Source organism: Thauera sp. 27 (genome assembly GCF_000310125.2).
Taxonomy (GTDB): domain Bacteria; phylum Pseudomonadota; class Gammaproteobacteria; order Burkholderiales; family Rhodocyclaceae; genus Thauera; species Thauera mechernichensis.
In genome coordinates, this window is sequence record NZ_AMXB01000033.1 from 38,476 (window position 1) to 55,746 (window position 17,271).

At 67.7% G+C, this 17,271-nt stretch carries 20 protein-coding genes; 15 read left to right on the top strand and 5 right to left on the bottom strand.

From position 1 onward, the window contains the following. Positions 1-73: 73 nt before the first annotated feature. From B447_RS16410 to crcB, 4 genes are all read right to left on the bottom strand, one after another. Entirely contained in the window at positions 74-730 is a 657-nt protein-coding gene (locus tag B447_RS16410) for an OmpA family protein (RefSeq protein ID WP_002942880.1), read from the bottom strand. Positions 731-774: 44 nt separating this feature from the next. Further along, positions 775-1,698 (bottom strand): hypothetical protein, encoded by a 924-nt coding sequence (locus tag B447_RS16415; RefSeq protein ID WP_232431657.1) that lies wholly within the window; start codon positions 1,696-1,698, stop codon positions 775-777. 4 nt (positions 1,699-1,702) lie between these two features. Continuing rightward, on the bottom strand, positions 1,703-2,281 hold the full coding sequence (locus tag B447_RS16420) for a tetratricopeptide repeat protein (protein ID WP_232431658.1): 579 nt from the start codon (positions 2,279-2,281) through the stop codon (positions 1,703-1,705). Between the two features lie 107 nt (positions 2,282-2,388). After that, positions 2,389-2,778, bottom strand: coding sequence for a fluoride efflux transporter CrcB (gene crcB / locus B447_RS16425; RefSeq protein ID WP_002942884.1), 390 nt, complete (start codon positions 2,776-2,778; stop codon positions 2,389-2,391). A 182-nt stretch (positions 2,779-2,960) separates the two neighbouring features. On the opposite strand from crcB, the gene B447_RS16430 reads away from it, so the two are divergent. The 15 genes from B447_RS16430 (at position 2,961) to mnhG (ending at position 16,445) form a co-directional block, all read left to right on the top strand. Then, positions 2,961-4,694: a glutamine--tRNA ligase/YqeY domain fusion protein gene (locus B447_RS16430; RefSeq protein WP_002942886.1), complete on the top strand. Its 1,734-nt coding sequence runs from the start codon at positions 2,961-2,963 to the stop codon at positions 4,692-4,694. A gap of 23 nt (positions 4,695-4,717) precedes the next feature. Then, complete coding sequence (locus B447_RS16435; RefSeq protein WP_002942892.1) at positions 4,718-5,050, top strand: nucleotidyltransferase domain-containing protein; 333 nt, start codon at positions 4,718-4,720, stop codon at positions 5,048-5,050. Further along, positions 5,034-5,453 carry a HEPN domain-containing protein gene (locus B447_RS16440; RefSeq protein WP_002942895.1) on the top strand — a complete coding sequence of 140 codons (420 nt, stop codon included), beginning with the start codon at positions 5,034-5,036 and terminating at the stop codon, positions 5,451-5,453. The genes B447_RS16435 and B447_RS16440 overlap by 17 nt, the downstream gene beginning before the upstream one ends. After that, complete coding sequence (locus B447_RS16445) at positions 5,450-5,599, top strand: hypothetical protein (RefSeq protein WP_002942897.1); 150 nt, start codon at positions 5,450-5,452, stop codon at positions 5,597-5,599. The genes B447_RS16440 and B447_RS16445 overlap by 4 nt, the downstream gene beginning before the upstream one ends. 13 nt (positions 5,600-5,612) lie before the next feature. Continuing rightward, positions 5,613-6,755 (top strand): efflux RND transporter periplasmic adaptor subunit, encoded by a 1,143-nt coding sequence (locus tag B447_RS16450; protein WP_002942900.1) that lies wholly within the window; start codon positions 5,613-5,615, stop codon positions 6,753-6,755. 36 nt (positions 6,756-6,791) lie between these two features. Beyond that, on the top strand, positions 6,792-7,487 hold the full coding sequence (locus B447_RS16455) for an ABC transporter ATP-binding protein (protein WP_002942904.1): 696 nt from the start codon (positions 6,792-6,794) through the stop codon (positions 7,485-7,487). Beyond that, entirely contained in the window at positions 7,484-8,692 is a 1,209-nt protein-coding gene (locus tag B447_RS16460; RefSeq protein WP_002942908.1) for an ABC transporter permease, read from the top strand. Before B447_RS16455 ends, B447_RS16460 begins: the two co-directional genes overlap by 4 nt. Positions 8,693-8,698: 6 nt before the next feature. Then, the gene (locus B447_RS16465) at positions 8,699-9,898 is read left to right on the top strand and encodes an ABC transporter permease (protein WP_002942910.1); all 1,200 of its coding nucleotides are present in this window, start codon (positions 8,699-8,701) and stop codon (positions 9,896-9,898) included. Between the two features lie 170 nt (positions 9,899-10,068). Next, the gene (locus tag B447_RS16470) at positions 10,069-10,284 is read left to right on the top strand and encodes a hypothetical protein (protein WP_002942911.1); all 216 of its coding nucleotides are present in this window, start codon (positions 10,069-10,071) and stop codon (positions 10,282-10,284) included. Between the two features lie 207 nt (positions 10,285-10,491). Then, the gene (mbhE, locus tag B447_RS16475; RefSeq protein ID WP_002942915.1) at positions 10,492-13,278 is read left to right on the top strand and encodes a hydrogen gas-evolving membrane-bound hydrogenase subunit E; all 2,787 of its coding nucleotides are present in this window, start codon (positions 10,492-10,494) and stop codon (positions 13,276-13,278) included. Between the two features lie 3 nt (positions 13,279-13,281). Further along, positions 13,282-13,707, top strand: a complete 426-nt coding sequence (locus B447_RS16480; RefSeq protein ID WP_002932681.1) for a Na+/H+ antiporter subunit C — start codon at positions 13,282-13,284, stop codon at positions 13,705-13,707. Next, entirely contained in the window at positions 13,704-15,197 is a 1,494-nt protein-coding gene (locus B447_RS16485; RefSeq protein ID WP_002942917.1) for a proton-conducting transporter transmembrane domain-containing protein, read from the top strand. The genes B447_RS16480 and B447_RS16485 overlap by 4 nt, the downstream gene beginning before the upstream one ends. 2 nt (positions 15,198-15,199) lie before the next feature. Next, the gene (locus B447_RS16490) at positions 15,200-15,709 is read left to right on the top strand and encodes a Na+/H+ antiporter subunit E (RefSeq protein ID WP_232431659.1); all 510 of its coding nucleotides are present in this window, start codon (positions 15,200-15,202) and stop codon (positions 15,707-15,709) included. Then, the gene (locus tag B447_RS16495) at positions 15,706-16,074 is read left to right on the top strand and encodes a monovalent cation/H+ antiporter complex subunit F (protein ID WP_002932674.1); all 369 of its coding nucleotides are present in this window, start codon (positions 15,706-15,708) and stop codon (positions 16,072-16,074) included. Before B447_RS16490 ends, B447_RS16495 begins: the two co-directional genes overlap by 4 nt. Further along, positions 16,071-16,445, top strand: a complete 375-nt coding sequence (gene mnhG, locus B447_RS16500) for a monovalent cation/H(+) antiporter subunit G (RefSeq protein WP_002942922.1) — start codon at positions 16,071-16,073, stop codon at positions 16,443-16,445. Before B447_RS16495 ends, mnhG begins: the two co-directional genes overlap by 4 nt. A gap of 19 nt (positions 16,446-16,464) precedes the next feature. On the opposite strand, the gene B447_RS16505 is transcribed toward mnhG, so the two are convergent. Then, positions 16,465-17,271 (bottom strand): pseudouridine synthase (locus B447_RS16505; RefSeq protein WP_002942925.1); only part of this gene is annotated, 807 nt, incomplete at its 5' end.

Genomic DNA, 17,271 nt, shown 5'->3' on the forward strand with positions numbered 1-17,271 from the left:
AAGGCCTCTCGAAACGCGTGCTGCTGTCCCGCGGGACACGCCTCCGAGGCATCTTGGGGCACGGAGGTGCTCGTCAGCGTGCCTGCTCGGCGATGAAGATCTCGACGCGGCGGTTCATCGCCCGCCCCGCCGCAGTCGCATTGTCGGCGATCGGCTGATAGGAACCGCGGCCATCGATCGAGATACGCTGCGCCGAAACCCCGCGCGCGACCAAGTAGTCGCGCACGGCAGCGGCACGGTTGACGGACAAGGGGTTGTTGATCGCATCCGTGCCCGTGCTGTCGGTATGACCGATGATGCTGACGGTCGTGACCGGGTGCTGGTTCAGCGTTGCGGCAAGTCGATCGAGCACCGGCCGCATGTTGGCCTTGATGTCGTGGCGGCCGACGTCGAAGGACACATCTGCGGGAATATCGACCTTCAGCTGATTGTCCACGGTCTGGCTGACACCGACGCCAGTCCCTGCGGTTGCCTGCTCCATCTCGGCGCGTTGCCGCTGCATGTTCTGCGACCACAGGTAACCGCCCGCGGCGCCCACTGCCGCCCCCACTGCGGCGCCCGTCGCGGTACTTCTGCCCTTGTTTCCGCCCGCCGTCGCACGGCCGATGACTGCACCGGTCACGGCGCCGATACCTGCACCCACCGCAGTGTCGCGCTGGGTTTCGGTCATCGTCGCGCAGCCGCTCATCACGAGGGCCGTTGCACACACACTCATCGCAAGTATCTTCATGTTGCTCGTTCTCCGATTAGGTGCGGGCGGGCAGGTTCGACCGATCAGTTGACCTTGAGCGTACCGCCACGCCCGAGACCACCTTTTACATCCTGCGCCTTGTAGTTGCGAAGCGCCACGACCATATTGTTGTAAGCATCCATGAATGCCGCGACGGTCGCCTTGCCTTCGGGCGTACGCGAGAAGCCGCCCAGAGCGCCCCCGGCACCGCCACCGAAGGCACCCAGTGCTGCGCCGAAGTTCGTTGCCGTCGAGCTCCCCTCGGAAGCAGCAATCTGGACCGCCGAGCGGATATCGAAGAGCGACAGCGTCACGACCGACGCCTTGGACTGGATGCCGCCGGCGAGCGCGCCGAGGCGGCCACCAACGAGGCCGCCGACCAGGCCGCCCACGGAGCCGACCGAATCATTATTGATGATGATCTGCGGCTCAAGATAGTAGTCGGCCGCAACGCGTTGCCCCTTCTGCTGCTTGGAGCCTGCACGATACTCGCCCGAGTTGCGCTGGATATCGGTAATCCGCGACAGGCGGCTGTCCGTGCGAAGGTTGCCGATCGACGTGATCACGAAGCAGTTGGATTGCTGAACGGCAAGGCGAAGCAGGGGCTCGATGGTCGTCACCTGGGTTGCGCTACCGAATTGGCCATACCAGTCGGCGGCCCGTCCATCGTCCACCGCGAGCGTACCGAGCGGCGCGTCGCAGCGTTCGAGTTGGGGGTTCGCATCGACGCTCGCCCCTCCGCCTGCCGCCCCCGACACCGCGGTCGAATTCGTTCCCGTCGTAACGCACCCGGTGAGTGCAGTCGCTGCTGCAAGCGCCAGCGCAATTTTGGAAATCCGGTGTTGGATCATGCTGCGTTCCTCCTGTTGAGTTTTTCCTTGAGCGTCGAGGGGTCCGCCGACGCAGGCGTGACTCGGGGCCGAGTCACTCGCAAAAAACCCCTGCACAGGCTGCAGGGGTTCGATCATGCGCTCAGCGGTAATACCAGTAGCCGTCGCGCCAGTAACCCAGATAGGTGTAGCGCCGGTACCAGTAGTCGTAGAACACACCTCTCCAGCGCTGGCGCCACTTCCACTCCGCCTCCTCCGACTTGCGCGCTGCAGAGGCCTCCGCAAGCAGGGTCCGCGCCTCCGCGTCGCCACGCCCCGCGGTAATGGAGAGCCATTTCTCGGCTTCACGGGGGTCCGGCCCCATCTCTTCCAGTCCGGTCAGGTAAAAGCGTCCGAGCGCCTTCTGCGCCTCCAGATGGCCACGCTCGGCGGCTGACCGCATCCATGTCAGCGCCTTGTAGCTGTCCTGTCGCACGCCGTCGCCGCGGAAGTAACGCAGACCCAGATCGTAGGCCGCACGGGGATCCTGTTCCGCGATGGCTTCGAGGGCTGCGGCACGGCCGTCATCCGCCTCATTGAAGGTCCGCGTCTCCTGCGTGACGACGTCCCTGCCCTGCTCGCGGCAACCGCCGCCATCGCATATCGTCACCGTTTCGCGTTGCGGTGGCTGCGCGCAGGACGCCAGCACGACACAACCGACAATAACGAGCCATCTCTTCATGATGAAGACCTCCACACCAGCGCGCAGCATATCAAGACTCGTTACATTAAAGCACAAAGTCATGAATCTGAAGATCCGACTCGCGAACACGCCTGCCCCAGGAGCGCTCACCCCCCCCGCGTCACCGCATTGAACAGCGCAAACCCTGCCCAGGTCATCAGCAGGGAGCCCAGGACATGGGTCAGCAGATGCACGCCCAGCCAGCCCAGCGCTCCGCGCTGCAGCAGGTGGAATGCCTCGGCCGAGAAGGTCGAAAAGGTCGTCAGGCCACCCAACAGCCCCGTCGTCAGCAGCAACTTCAGGGCGGGCGACATTGCCGGCCAGGCCTGCACCGCAGCCAGCGCCACGCCCATCAGCAGGCCGCCGACCAGGTTGGCCGCCAGAGTGCCGAGCGGCACCAAGGCGAACACCGGGTTCAGCCACAGCCCGAGCCCCCAGCGCAGCCAGGCGCCGCACGCCGCGCCCACCCCTACCGCCGCAAATGCCGCAAGATTCATTCCCACCGCTCCATCGTCAAGCGTTCGCACATACGCGCCCCGAGGCATCAGGCTCACATGCAGATTCTAACCGCGGCGGTGCAGCATCCGAGCCGGCGGGGCGGATCGGCTACAATTGGCGGGTTATCGCACCCTGGCAAGCACGGCCCGTGCCGCAGCGCCCTCACCAGAACGCTCAACAGATGAAACCCGAAAAAAACTCCGCCACCGAAGCCCCCGTCGTTTCCAACTTCATCCGCAACATCATCGACGAGGACATCCGCACGGGGAAATGGGGCGGCCGCGTCGAAACGCGCTTCCCGCCCGAGCCCAACGGCTACCTGCATTACGGCCACGCCAAGTCGATCTGCCTGAACTTCGGCCTCGCCGAGTCCTATGGCGGTGCCTGCCACATGCGCTTCGACGACACCAACCCCGAAAAGGAAGAGCAGGAATACGTCGACGCCATCATCGAGGCGGTGAAGTGGCTCGGCTTCGAGTGGGGCGAGCATCTGTATTTCGCATCCGACTATTTCGATCGCATGCACGACTGTGCGCTCAGCCTGATCAGGGCCGGCAAGGCCTATGTGGATTCGCAGTCAGCCGAGGAGATGCGTGCCAACCGCGGCACGCTGACCGAGCCGGGCAAGGACAGCCCGTACCGCAACCGCAGCGTCGAGGAAAACATCGAGCTGTTCGCGCGCATGCGCGCAGGTGAATTCGCCGAAGGCACGCACATCCTGCGAGCGAAGATCGACATGGCGAGCCCCAACATCAACCTGCGCGACCCGGCGATCTACCGTATCCGCCATGCCGCACACCACCGCACGGGCGACGCCTGGTGCATCTACCCGATGTACACCTTCGCCCACCCGATCGAAGACGCAATCGAGAGCATCACCCACTCGGTGTGCACACTCGAATTCGAGGACCAGCGCCCGTTCTACGACTGGCTGCTCGACGCGCTCGCCGCTGCGGGCCAGTTCCCGCGCCCGCTGCCGCAGCAGATCGAGTTCGCCCGCCTGAACCTGACCTACGTGGTGCTCTCCAAGCGCAAGCTGATCCAGCTCGTCAATGAAGGCCATGTCGACGGCTGGGACGACCCACGCCTGCCCACGCTCATCGGCGCCCGCCGCCGCGGCTTCACCGCTACCGGCTTCCGTCGCTTTGCAGAGCGTATCGGCGTATCCAAGGCGGACTCGTGGATCGACATGAGCGTGCTGGAGGAATGCATGCGCGACGACCTCAACGAAGCCGCCGAGCGTCGCGTCGCCGTACTCGATCCGCTCAAGCTGGTCATCACGAACTACGCCGAAGGCGCCTCCGAACTGTGCCAGGCGCCGAACCACCCGCTCAAGCCCGAGCTCGGCAAGCGTGACATGCCCTTCGGCCGTGAGCTGTGGATCGAGCGCGAGGACTTCATGGAAGAGCCGGTCAAGGGCTTCCACCGTCTGTACCCCGGCAACATGGTGCGCCTGCGCTACGGCTTCGTCGTCAAGTGCATTGGCTGCGAGAAGGACGCCGCCGGCAACATCACCGCCGTGCTCGCCGAGTACATGCCCGACTCCAAGTCCGGCACGCCCGGCGCCGACAACTACAAGGTCAAGGGCAACCTGCACTGGGTGTCGGTCGCGCACGGCTACGAGGCAGAGGTGCGCATCTACGACCGCCTGTTCGCCCACCCCCATCCCGGCCAGCGCCGCGAGGGCGACGCGCCCGACGCCGAGCGCAGCTTCTTAGACGACATCAACCCGGACAGCAAGCGCATCATCACCGCCTACCTGGAGCCCGCGCTCAAGGATGCACAACCGGAAGAGCGCTTCCAGTTCGAACGCCACGGCTACTTCGTGGCCGACCGGGTGGACTCCAGGCCCGGCGCACCGGTCTTCAATCGCACGGTGACGCTGAAGGATTCGTGGGCGAAGGGCGGGAAGTAAGCCCCAGCCAAAGGAGAGCGAGCATGGCCATCTCAGCCCGAACGACCGACCCAATCGCAGCCTCGCTCGACTGCCTGCGCGGCCACCTGCCACCCGGCAGCCGCGTGATCGTGTTCGGTTCGCAAGCACGCGGGGAGGCTCGCGATGACAGCGACCTCGACCTGCTCGTAGTGGAGCCGGAGGTGCGCAACCGTTTCGACGAGATGGCCCGCCTCGCCTCCCTGCTCGGTCGTCAATTGATCCCGGCCGACGTGGTCGTGATGAGCGATGAAGCGTTCGAGCAGGAGTGCACCCAGCCGAACACCCTCGCTTGGCGCGCCACTCGCGAAGGACGGGTCCATGCATTCCCCCGGTGAACCCGCGCTCGGATTGCTGCGCAGGGCGCGGGACGATGCCTATGTGGTCGACCGTTTGGCGCAGGATCCCGCAGCACCGGACTGGGTCATCGGATTCCACGCCCAGCAGACGGCAGAAAAAGGTACCAAAGCCGTTCTCGCAAATGCGAACGTCCTCTTTCCGAGGACGCACAACATCGCGATGCTGCTCGCTCTGCTAAAGCAGAACGGAATTCAGCCTCCCGACCAGGACATATTCCTCGAGAGGCTTACCCCCTTCGGAGTTGCGGCCCGATACGACACGGGACTGGATCAAAGCTTTTCCCTGAACCGGGAACGCACCCGATTGGAAACACTGGCGCTGCTCGAGTGGGCTGAAGCGATTCTGAGTAACGCCAAGAATGGCTCCGTGGGATCTCCATGACGGTACCCAAGTATCACGAACTCATTCGTCCCCTGATCGATGGCGAGGAGTTCGCCCGGCTCGCGGTCGAACACAAGGTCGGCGTGTCGGTGAAGCGCAGGATCGAGTTGAAACGCCTCGACTCCGACTTCTTCGACGAGCTCTGAACGTCCACGCTCGATGAAAGCCCTGCGCCGTCTTCTTCTCCTCGCACTCCTCGCCGCGCTGGCAGGCGCAGGGATCTGGTGGCTCACCAGACCGAAACCGGTCGAGGTGGTGGTGCATGAGGTCGCCCGCGGCACGGTCGAGGCCACGCTGACCAATACCCGTGCGGGCGAGATAGAGGCCTGCCAGCGCACACGGCTGGCCACCATCGTGGGCGGCCGCATCGACTGGCTGGGGGTGGAAGAGGGCGACCGGGTGGAAGCCGGGCAGGTGCTGATGCGCCTGTGGCACGGCGACCTCGATGCACGCGCGGCGGTCAATCGGGCCCAACTCGCAACCGCCCGCCAGCGCGTGCACGAAGCCTGCACCCTGGCCGACAACGCCGAGCGCGAGGCGGCACGCCAGGCGCAGCTGGTGCGGCGTGGTTTTGTTTCCGCCAGCGTCGAGGAGCGTGCGCGCACCGAGGCGCGCGCACGCCGCGCCGCCTGCGACACCGCCCGTGCCGACATCGCCACCGCCGAGGCCCAGCTCGCCGCCACCGAAACCGAGCGCCAGCGCCTGGTGCTCACCGCGCCCTTCGCCGGCACGGTGGCCAAGATCAGCGGCGAGCTGGGCGAATACTCCACGCCCTCGCCCCCCGGTGTGCCGACACCGCCGGCGATCGACCTCATCGACGATTCCTGCCTCTACGTGAAGGCACCGATGGACGAGATCGACGCGCCCAGAATCCAGCCCGGCCTGCCGGTTCGGATCACGCTCGAAGCCATGCCCGGCACCGTGTTCGAAGGCCGGGTCAAGCGCGTCGCACCCTACATCACCGCGGTCGAGCGCCAGGCCCGCACCGTGGCGGTCGACGTGGACTTCGTGCGTCCCGAGGAGGCGCGCGGCATGCTCGTGGGTTACAGCACCGACGTCGAGATCGTGCTCGCCACCCGCGCCGACACGCTGCGCATCCCCACCAGCGCGCTGCGCGAAGGCAGGCGGGTGCTGGTCGTCGAGGGCGACACCCTGATCGAGCGCGAACTCGAGACCGGGGTGGCGAACTGGGCGTTCACCGAGGTCCTGTCCGGACTGGCCGCAGGCGAGCGTATCGTGACTTCGCTGGAGCGCGACGGCGTGTCTGCGGGCGCGAAGGTGACCCTTCAGGCTGCGCCCTGAGCACACATGCAGCACAGCCGAGACGTACGCACGGCCATGGCCCAGATCGAACTCGACGGCATAAATCGCATCTTCAGGCTCGGTGACAGCGAGGTGCATGCGCTGCGCGACGTGAGCCTGCGCATCGAGGCCGGCGACTACGTCTCGGTGATGGGCCCCTCCGGTTCTGGAAAGTCCACCCTGCTCAACCTGCTCGGCCTGCTCGACCGCCCCGACGGCGGCAATTACCACCTGGAAGGTCGCGACGTCACGACGCTGTCGGCGGACGAACAGGCGGCCGTGCGCAGCGCACGCATCGGCTTCGTGTTCCAGAGTTTTCACCTCGTGCCACGGCTGACGGCAGCGGAAAACATCGGCTTGCCGCTGATGCTGGCCGGCCTGGCGGCCACCGAGCGTAGTGCGCGCATCGCGCAGGCGCTGAAGGACTTCGGCCTCGAAGGCCGCGCCCACCACCGACCGGAGGAACTCTCCGGTGGTCAGCGCCAGCGCGTGGCGATCGCCCGCGCCACCATCATGCGCCCGGCCGTCCTGCTGGCCGACGAACCCACCGGCAACCTTGACCGCAGCACCGGTCACGAGGTCACCGCCCTGCTCGAGGCGCTCAACACTGCGGGCACCACGCTGATCGTGGTCACCCATGACCCAGCGATGGGCGAGCGCGCCCATCGCTGGCTGCGCATGGAGGACGGTGCCATCGCCCAGGATCTGCGCCGGCACGAGCTGCCCGCATGAGCCCGACCGACACCCTGCGCTTCGCCACCCGCGCCGCCACCGCCTACCCGCTGCGGACCGCGCTGATGACGCTGGCGATGTCGATCGGCGTCGCCGCAGTCGTGGTGCTGACCGCGCTCGGCGACGGCGCGCGCCGCTATGTGGTGGGCGAATTCGCTGCGCTCGGCGCACAGCTGCTGATCGTGCTGCCTGGGCGCACCGAGACCGGCGGCGTCAATCCGGGCAGCTTCGTCACCAGCACCCCGCGCGAACTAACCAATGCCGACGCCGCAGCCCTGTTGCGCCTGCCACTGGTGCAGCGCGTAGCACCGATCACGGTGGGCAACACCGAGGTTGCAGCCGCTGGCCGGCTGCGCGAGGTGATGGTGGTCGGCACCAGCACCGATTTTCTCGAACTGCGCGGCATGCGCATGGCACACGGCAGCTTCCTGCCCCGCGAGGACTTTGAGCGCGCCAGTGCGCTGGCGGTGCTCGGCGACGCCATCCGCGCCGAACTGTTCGGCCACGAACCGGCGGTCGGCCGCATGATTCGGGTCGGCGACACCCGGCTGCGCGTCATCGGTACGCTCGCTCCGGGCGGCCAGGGCCTGGGCATGACGACCGACGAACTGGTGCTGGTACCAGTGGCCACGGCGCAAGCCATGTTCAACACCAATGGCCTATTCCGCATCCTGGTCGAGACCACCCAGCGCGATGCCCTGCCCGCCGCCCAGCGCCAGCTCGAGGAGTTGCTGCGCGCACGCCGCGACGGCGAACTCGACGTCACCGTGATCACCCAGGACGCCGTGCTCGGCACCTTCGACCGCATCCTCGGCGCACTCACACTGGGCGTCGCCGGCATCGCCGCGATCAGTCTCGCCGTAGCCGGCATCCTGGTGATGAACGTGATGCTGGTGGCGGTCACCCAGCGCACCGCCGAGATCGGCCTGCTCAAGGCACTCGGCGCCAGCACCGCGAGCATCCGTGCCGCTTTCCTCACCGAGGCCGCGCTGCTGTCGGTCGCGGGCGCGCTCACCGGCTTCGCGCTCGGCCACCTCGGCGCCTGGGGCGTGCGCCTGACCTGGCCCATGCTGCCTGCCTGGCCGCCCGACTGGGCGGTGATCGCCGCGCTTGGTACCGCACTCGGCACCGGCATCGCCTTCGGCGTGCTGCCCGCGCGCCGCGCCGCCGCGCTCGATCCGGTACAAGCCCTGGCCAGGCGCTGACACAGCATGCGCTGGCAGGACAGTCTCCACCTCGCCCTGCGCGCGCTCACCGCGCACCGGCTGCGCAGCTTCCTGACCCTGCTCGGCATCGCCGTGGGCATCGCCGCGGTGATCCTGCTGACGTCGATCGGCGAGGGCCTGCACCGCTTCGTGCTCGCCGAGTTCAGCCAGTTCGGCACCAATGTGCTCAGCATCACGCCTGGCCGCCAAGGCGCGCGCGGCGGCCCCCCCGGGCTGCCCTCCACCGCGCGCGACCTCACCCTTGACGATGCGGCAGCGCTTGCACAGCTGCCCCATGTGCGCCAGGTCAGCGCCTCTGTGAGCGGCAACGCCGAGGTCCGTGCCCAGGGGCGTGTGCGACGCACGATGGTGCTCGGTGTCGGACCGCAGATGCAGGAGGTGTACTCGATCCGCGTGCGCATCGGCCAGTTCCTGCCGCCAGACGAAGCAAGCAGCGCGCGCGCCTTCGTCGTGCTGGGCGCAAAGCTGAAACGGGAGCTCTTCGGCGTCGGCAACGCACTCGGCGAACGCGTGCAGATCGGTGACGAGCGCTTCCGCGTCGTCGGCATCATGGAGGAAAAGGGTCAGTTCCTCGGCGTTGACCTGGACGACGCCGCCTACATCCCGGTGGCGCGCGGCCTGGCCTTGTTCCGCCGCGACGGCGTGATGGAGATCGCGCTCACCTATGCGCCCACGGTACCGGCCGCACAGGTGGCCGAGAGCGTACGCACGCTGATGAGCGCCCGCCACGGCCGCGAGGACTTCACCATCATCACGCAGGAGGACATGCTCGCCACCTTGTCGAACATCCTCGCCATCCTGACCGCCGCGGTCGGCGCACTCGGCGGCATCTCGCTGGTGGTGGGCGGCGTCGGTATCGTCACCATCATGACGATTGCCGTCAGCGAGCGCACCAACGAGATCGGCCTGCTCGTCGCCCTCGGCGCACGCCGACGCACCATCCTCGCAATCTTCCTCGGCGAAGCGGTGGTGCTGGCAAGCCTGGGCGGCCTGCTCGGCCTGGCCGCCGGCATCGGACTCGCTCAGGGCATCGGCCTGCTGTTGCCGGCGATGCCGGTCAGCACCCCATGGCATTTCGTTGTCATCGCCCAGGCGCTCGCGATGATGGTCGGCCTGCTCGCCGGCGTCCTGCCAGCGCGGCGCGCTGCGGGCATGAACGCCGTCGACGCGCTGCGGGCGGAATAGCACGCCTGGTGACGAGGCCGCAGGTGCTTGATTTTTGTCAAACTCCTGGCAGATCGAGCAGCGCGGCAGCGCACATCGGCTAGATTGAAATCAAGCGTGACGTGAAATATTTCACGCCGCACAACGAATGGACTTCAGTCATCGCAAAAGAACGACACGAGGAGATGATCATGTGCACGCTGGATGCCCCCATCGCCCGCTGCGAAGCCGCCCGTACCATGGTAGTGCTGGATGAAACCCAGATGGAATGCGCAGTCGAGCATGAATGCCCGCCAGGGCGCAAGTGTCCGCTGCAGGGATGCTTTGCCAAGGTGAGCGGCCTGTACGAGGCCCACCCCGAACTCGATGCGCGCATGCGCAGGACTTCACGCAAGGCCGCGCACTGACGCCGCAGTTCAAGCGCTGCGGCCTGCACCAAGCGTCGCGGCGAACGCGACGAGCACGCCCGACTTGGCGCCGGGACTCCGCGCCCGAGGACGACGGCTGGTGCCCTGACAAGGCGCCAGCCGTTCGCTTTTTGACGACATTGAGGAACCCCGGGCTGACGCGCATAGTCAGTTTCTCCCGCATAGAACGATAATGTGCCGCGCGCCATGGTGCCGACGGCAGCCTCGAAGGGAGATGACGAACATGTGCATGAAGCGGGTGAAGGCGTGCTGACCAGCATCGGACTGATCGCGTTGGCGATGCTGGCCGCGCCATTGCTGACCCGTCCGCTGGACGATCGCGCGGGCTGGATCCTCGCGCTCGCGCCGCTTTCGGTGTTTGCCTATTTCGTCACGCTGGTGCCCGAGGTCGCACAGGGCGGCGTTATCACGCAGAGCGTGACCTGGGTCGGCGCGCTCGGCATCGAACTCGCCTTCCGCCTGGACGGGCTGTCGCTGCTGTTCGCCCTGCTGATCAGCGGCATTGGCACGCTGATCGTGCTGTATGCCGGCGCCTACCTGTCCGACCATCACCACCTTGGCCGCTTCTACGCCTACCTGCTGGGCTTCATGGCCGCCATGCTCGGCCTGGTGCTTGCGGACGACCTGATCGTGATGTTCGTGTTCTGGGAGCTGACCAGCGTCACCTCCTTCCTGCTCATCAGCTTCCAGCACGACCAGGCGGAGTCTCGGCGCTCGGCGCTGCAGGCCCTGCTCATCACCGGCGGCGGCGGCCTGGCCCTGCTCGCCGGCCTGATCCTGCTCGGCAATGTCGGCGGCAGCTGGCAGTTCTCGGGCCTCTCTCCCGCGCTGATCGCCGATCATGCACTCTACCCCGCCATCCTCGCCCTGGTGCTGCTCGGCGCCTTCACCAAGTCGGCCCAGGTGCCTTTCCACCTCTGGCTGCCAAACGCGATGGCCGCACCCACACCGGTGTCGGCCTACCTGCACTCGGCGACCATGGTCAAGGCGGGCGTGTACCTGCTCGCACGCCTGAACCCATCGCTCAGCGGCTCGATGAGCTGGAGCACGATCCTGATCACTGTCGGCGCCACCACCGCGCTGGTCGGCGCCGTACTGGCGATCCGCCAGACCGACCTCAAGCGCGTACTGGCCTACACCACGGTCACCGTGCTCGGCCAGCTCACCATGCTGCTCGGCACCAATACCCCCTATGGCCTGCAAGCCTTCGCGATCTACCTGGTCGCGCATGCCTTCTACAAGGCAGCGCTGTTCATGGCGGTGGGCTCGATCGACCACGCGACCGGCACACGCCAGATCTCCAGGCTCGGCGGCCTGCTGCGCTACATGCCGCTCACCGGCTTTGCCGTGGCACTGGCGGCGTTCTCCAACGCCGGCCTGCCACCGTTCTTCGGCTTCATTGCCAAGGAGTTCAAGTACGCCGGCCTCATCGAGCTCGGCATGGCGGGCTGGGTCACCACCCTGGTGATGATCCTCACCAATGCCTTGCTGCTCACCGCTGCCGGTCTCGTGTTCGTGCGCGCCTTCCTCGGCAAGGAAGGCCGCTATCCGCACAAGCCACACGAGGTGAGCCTGCCGATGTGGATCGGCCCCATGCTGCTGGCCGTGGGTGGCTTCGTATTCGGCGCCTTCAACAACCTCGCCGAGGTCTGGCTGATCGACGCCGCCGTGCAGGCGGTGTCCGGCACCGCCGTGCCGGTCAACCTCTACCTGTGGGGCGGAATCACGCCGGCTCTGGTGGCCAGCCTGCTCACGGTTGCCCTGGGTGTGTTCTTCTACCTGCGGCGGACCCGCGTGCGGCGGCGCCTGTCGCTGTGGCGTGTGCTGTGGCGCACCAGCGGCGACATGATCTGGGACCGCCTGCTCAAGCGCGTCTTCCTGTTTGCAGGCGGGGTGGCCGACCGCTTCCAGCATGGTTCGCTGCGCCAGCACATCAGCGCGCTGGTGGTCGCGATCGTCGGTTTCGCCCTCATAGGGGTCTTCGCCTCCACCGGAGAAGACCTGGCCTGGCCCGAGGTCACCAACCCGGTCAATCTCGCCGCCCTGGTCGGCTGCGTGCTTGCGGTTGCCGGTGCCGCCGCCGCTGCGGTAATGCCGGGCCGCGTGGCCCTGATCGCGACCCTGGGTGCGAGCGGTCTCGGGCTGGCGCTGTTCTTCCTCGCCGCACGCGCGCCCGACGTGGCCATCACGCAGCTGATGGTGGAGACGCTGACCGTCATCTTTCTGGCCCTGGTGCTGCGCAACCTGCCGCCAACGCGGATGGTCGGCTCGCGCAAACCGGCAGCCAAACGCTTTCATGCCCTCATCGCCGGCGCGATCGGGCTGGTCGTGAGCGCGATGATGCTGATGACCGTCAGCCAGCCCTTGCCGGGCGACATCGCGCGCTGGTACCTGGACAACAGCCTGCCGGGCGGCCACGGCGCCAACGTGGTGAACGTGATCCTGGTCGATTTCCGCGCCCTGGACACCCTGGGCGAGATCCTGGTCGTCGGGCTGGCCGCACTCGCGGCCGCTCCCCTGCTCGGCAGCGGCAAACCCGGCAAGGTCGCGGCCGAAGGCAGTTCGGACTTCGGCTCGGTGCTGCTGCGCCACGGCATCCGCCCGCTGTCCGCGCTGCTCGCGCTCATTTCGCTGATGCTGCTGTGGCGCGGGCACAACCTGCCCGGTGGCGGCTTCATCGGCGGGCTGGTGGCGGCGACCTCGGCGGTGCTGCTGGCACTGGCTTTTGGCGTCAACCGCGCGCGCGCCGTGCTGCGCGTACCGCCGACCACCGTCCTCGCCGTCGGCCTCGCCCTGGCTGCATCAGCGGGTGTGATCGGCCTGCTGCAGGGCCAGGCCTTCCTCACCGGTGGCTGGCTGTTCCCCGGCGGGCTGCCGCTGGGGACCCCCCTGCTGTTCGATGTCGGCGTCTTCTTCACCGTGCTGGGCGGCGTACTGCTGATGCTGTTCCGACTGCTCGAGCGCGAGGACTGAACCATGGAAATCATCGCCTCCATCACCGTCGGACTGCTCGTCGCCATCGGCATCTGGATGATGCTTGACCGCGGCCTGCTGCGCGTCGTGCTCGGCGTCATCGTGCTTGGCAACGGGGTAAACCTCGCCGTGTTCGTCTCCGGCCGCCTCGATGGCCGCGCCGCCGCCTTCGTGGGCGAGAGCGGCGCCCCCGCGCTGGCAGCCAACCCGCTGCCCCAGGCGCTCGTGCTGACCGCAATCGTCATCGGCTTCGCCCTCTTCGTGTTCGCACTCGCCGTACTCAAGCGCAGCTGGGAGCTGCACGACAACGTCGAGACCGATCGCATCACGGCGGTGGCCGAGGAGCCGGCACCGGATCTGGCGCCCAAGCCCGTCGCGGACGGCCACGCCACGCCCGCAAGGGCAGCGGAAACGGAGGGCAAGGCATGAACGCCCTCATCATCGCTCCCATCCTGATCCCGCTCGCCACCCTGGTCCTGACCCTGCTCGCACGTCGCCACGGCCGCCTTGCGACCTTCTTCAGCCTTGCCGGCGCTGCCGCCCTGGCCGCGGTCGGCCTGGCGCTGGTGGTATTCGCCGCGGAGGGGCGCATCCTCGCCAGCCAGGCCGGCAGCTGGGCGGCACCCTACGGCATCAGCGTGGTGATCGACCGCCTCTCCGCCGCCATGGTGGCGATCACAGGCATCATCGGCCTCGCCACCGTGGTGTTCGCGCTGGCGCGCGACGACGACCCGGCGCGCAGCCGCGGCTTCCACCCACTGGTGCACGGCCTGCTGGTCGGCGTGTGCGGCGCCTTCATCACGGGCGACGTGTTCAATCTCTACGTCTGGTTCGAGGTGCTGCTGGTGGGCTCGTTCGCCCTGCTGGTGCTGGGTGGCGGCAAGCGCCGGCTGTCCGGCACCGTGGTGTACGTGGTGCTCAACCTGGTCGCAACGATGATGTTCCTGCTCGCCGCCGGCATGCTTTACGGCGCCAGCGGCAGCCTCAACATGGCTTTGCTGGCGCAGGCCTTCGCCGCCGGCGAGGTGCCGGCCACGGCCAATGCGGCGATCGTACTGATGCTCACCGCGTTCTCGATCAAGGCGGCGCTGTTCCCGGTGTTCGGCTGGCTGCCGGCGTCCTACCACGTCGCGTGGACGCCGATCTCCGCACTGTTCGCCGGCCTGCTCACCAAGGTGGGGGTGTATGCGCTGATCCGCATCGTCACCCTGTTCTGGCCGGACGCGGGCATCGCCCACGACGTGCTGCTGTGGGTGGCGTGCGCGACCATGCTCATCGGCGTGCTCGGCGCCGCGGCCCAGGTCGAGGTACGGCGCATCCTGTCCTTTCACATCGTAAGCCAGGTCGGCTACATGATCCTGGGCCTGGCGCTGGCCACGCCGCTCGCGCTCGCCGGCGCCGTGTTCTACCTCATCCACCACATCGTCGTGAAGGCAAACCTGTTCTTCATCGGCGGCATCGCCGCCCGCCTTACGGGCTCGGAGCGCCTGGCCGCAATGGGCGGTCTGTACGCCCATGCGCCCTGGCTGGCGATCCTGTTCGCCATCCCTGCCCTGTCGCTTGCGGGCATCCCGCCGCTGTCCGGGTTCTGGGCCAAGTTCGTGCTGGTCAAGGCCAGCCTCGATGCGAGTGCCTGGATCGCCGCCGCGGTGGCCCTGGTCACCGGCATCTTCACGCTGCTGTCGATGAGCAAGATCTGGAACGAGGCCTTCCTCAAGCCCCACCCCGCGGGCGGTATCAGCGCACGCAGCGCGGCCGGCCTGCGCCCGGCGCTGTGGGCCGTGAGCGCGCTGGCTGCGATGACCGTGGCGATCGGCCTTGGTGCCGGCCCGGTGATGGACTACGCGGTCGCCGCGGCCGACCAACTCGCCGCACCGCAGGCCTACATCCAGGCCGTGGTCGCGGCCGGAGGGCGATGAACATGTTGGGCTTGCATATTCTGCTTGCGGTGGGCCTCGCGGCCTTCGTCGGTGTTCTCAGCCCGCTCGGCGTGCTGGCCGCCTTTGTGGTGATCCACATCGGGCTGCGCCTGGCGAGCGACCTGCTCGGCCTTCGCCGCTACGTGTGCCGGCTCGAACACGGCACGCGCTTCGCGTTCTGGTTTGCCGCCGAGATCTTCAAGGCCAGCATCGACGTCGCCCGCATCGTGCTCGGCCGCAGCGTGCGGCCACAACCTGCGGTGATCAAGCTGCGCCTGGCGCGCCGGGACGATCGCGTCGCCACCCTGCTCGGCTGTCTGCTGACGCTCACACCGGGCACCCTCGCCCTCGACTACGCGCCCGAATCGGGCCTGCTGTACATCCACGCCATCGACGCCCGGGACGCCGACGCAGTGGAGTCCGGCGTGCGCGAGATCGAGCGCCGGCTGCTTGCCTGGATCGATGGCGGCGAGCCGCCCGCCCCCAAGGCCACCGATGGAGGACAGGCATGATCAGCGAAATCGCCGGCGCCAGCTGGGTACTGCCCCTCACCTTCGCACTCCAGGGCATCAGCGCGGTTCTCGTGCTCGTGCGCCTGATCCGCGGCCCGCACGCAACCGACCGCGTGGTCTCGATCGATGCGCTGACCTTGCTCGGGATCGGCGTCATTGCCCTGCTGGCGCTGGCGACCGCGGAACCGATGCTGCTCGATGGCGCCGTGGTGCTGGCGCTGGTGTCATTCCTCGGCACCACGGCCTTCATCCTGATGTTCCGCCGCCGCGGCCGCGGTGCGGACGAAAAGGTGACCTGGGTAGACCGCCCGCCGCCGGACGAACCCGCCGCGCTCAGCCCGCAACCGATGGAGGACAAGCCATGAGCAACGGATTCCTCGCCTGGCTATCGTCTGCCCTGCTGTTGCTGGGTGCCCTGATCGGCCTGATCGGCGCCATTGGCGTATTGCGCCTGCCCGACAGCTACACCCGCATGCACGCTGCGAGCAAGGCGGGCGCGCTCGGCGCCGCGCTCATCCTCGGCGGCGTCGCGGCAGCCACCAGCGGCGCCTTTGCGCTGGCGGCAGTGTTCGCCCTGGTCATCGTGCTCGCCACCGCACCGCTCGCCGCGCACGCCATGGCGCGCGCTGCCCACCGCTCCGGAATGACCCCGAAGACCGGGCCGCTGGGCGACGAACTCGCCGCCGACGTCGCGCGCGAACGCGCTCAGGCCTCTGCACCCCGCCATGGAGACTGAGCGCAGCCCTGGGTAGCGCTCAGAACCCCTCGTCCGCGCGCAGGAAACGCCACTGCCCGAGTGGCAGATCGCCGAGCTTGACGCGGCCGATACGCACGCGCTTGAGACCAACGACCTTCAGGCCCACAAGTTCGCACATGCGGCGGATCTGGCGTTTGCGGCCTTCGTTGAGCACGAAGCGCAGCTGGTCGTCGTTGATCCACTCGACCTTGGCGGGGCGCAGCGGACGGTCGTCGAGCATGAGGCCATGGTTGAGCAAGGCCAGGCCGCCGTCGATGATGCGGCCTTCGACCCGTACCAGGTACTCCTTGTCGACCTTGGAGTCCTCACCGATGAGCTGGCGGGCGATGCGGCCATCCTGGGTCAGCACCAGCAGGCCGGTGGAGTCGATGTCCAGCCGCCCCGCAGGCGCGAGCTGCTTGAGGTGGCTGGGGTGGAAGCGCTGCGCCGTGTCGCGGTCGAACTGGTTGTCGGCACCGATCAGGCTCACCGCGGGCGCATAGCCCGGCTCGGGCTGGCCGGACACATAGCCCACCGGCTTGTGCAGCAGGATGGTGACGCGCTGCTGCTGGCTGCGCGTGGCCTCGGGCGCGAGCGTGACACGGGCATCGGGGTCGATGCGCACGCCGAGTTCGGACACACGCTTGCCTTCGACGAAGACCCAACCGCGCTCGATGTACTCGTCGGCCTCGCGTCGCGAGCACAGCCCGCGCTCGGCCATCACCTTGGACAGGCGCACGCCCTCCGGCAGGGGGCGATCGGCAGCCGGATGCTCAGCTGGCCGCGGCGTCGGCGCGCGCGCAGTCGCCGGCGCCGGCCTGGCGCG

Coding starts and splice junctions, on each gene's coding strand:
- crcB (WP_002942884.1), bottom strand. CDS start 2,778: ATGAATCTTGCGGCATTTGCGGCGGTAGGGGTGGGCGCGGCGTGCGGC.
- B447_RS16430 (WP_002942886.1), top strand. CDS start 2,961: ATGAAACCCGAAAAAAACTCCGCCACCGAAGCCCCCGTCGTTTCCAAC.
- mbhE (WP_002942915.1), top strand. CDS start 10,492: ATGGTGCCGACGGCAGCCTCGAAGGGAGATGACGAACATGTGCATGAA.
- B447_RS16445 (WP_002942897.1), top strand. CDS start 5,450: ATGACGGTACCCAAGTATCACGAACTCATTCGTCCCCTGATCGATGGC.
- B447_RS16420 (WP_232431658.1), bottom strand. CDS start 2,281: ATGAAGAGATGGCTCGTTATTGTCGGTTGTGTCGTGCTGGCGTCCTGC.
- B447_RS16435 (WP_002942892.1), top strand. CDS start 4,718: ATGGCCATCTCAGCCCGAACGACCGACCCAATCGCAGCCTCGCTCGAC.
- B447_RS16485 (WP_002942917.1), top strand. CDS start 13,704: ATGAACGCCCTCATCATCGCTCCCATCCTGATCCCGCTCGCCACCCTG.
- B447_RS16440 (WP_002942895.1), top strand. CDS start 5,034: ATGCATTCCCCCGGTGAACCCGCGCTCGGATTGCTGCGCAGGGCGCGG.
- B447_RS16455 (WP_002942904.1), top strand. CDS start 6,792: ATGGCCCAGATCGAACTCGACGGCATAAATCGCATCTTCAGGCTCGGT.
- B447_RS16410 (WP_002942880.1), bottom strand. CDS start 730: ATGAAGATACTTGCGATGAGTGTGTGTGCAACGGCCCTCGTGATGAGC.
- B447_RS16460 (WP_002942908.1), top strand. CDS start 7,484: ATGAGCCCGACCGACACCCTGCGCTTCGCCACCCGCGCCGCCACCGCC.
- B447_RS16415 (WP_232431657.1), bottom strand. CDS start 1,698: ATGATCGAACCCCTGCAGCCTGTGCAGGGGTTTTTTGCGAGTGACTCG.
- B447_RS16450 (WP_002942900.1), top strand. CDS start 5,613: ATGAAAGCCCTGCGCCGTCTTCTTCTCCTCGCACTCCTCGCCGCGCTG.
- B447_RS16480 (WP_002932681.1), top strand. CDS start 13,282: ATGGAAATCATCGCCTCCATCACCGTCGGACTGCTCGTCGCCATCGGC.
- B447_RS16465 (WP_002942910.1), top strand. CDS start 8,699: ATGCGCTGGCAGGACAGTCTCCACCTCGCCCTGCGCGCGCTCACCGCG.
- B447_RS16495 (WP_002932674.1), top strand. CDS start 15,706: ATGATCAGCGAAATCGCCGGCGCCAGCTGGGTACTGCCCCTCACCTTC.
- mnhG (WP_002942922.1), top strand. CDS start 16,071: ATGAGCAACGGATTCCTCGCCTGGCTATCGTCTGCCCTGCTGTTGCTG.
- B447_RS16490 (WP_232431659.1), top strand. CDS start 15,200: ATGTTGGGCTTGCATATTCTGCTTGCGGTGGGCCTCGCGGCCTTCGTC.
- B447_RS16470 (WP_002942911.1), top strand. CDS start 10,069: ATGTGCACGCTGGATGCCCCCATCGCCCGCTGCGAAGCCGCCCGTACC.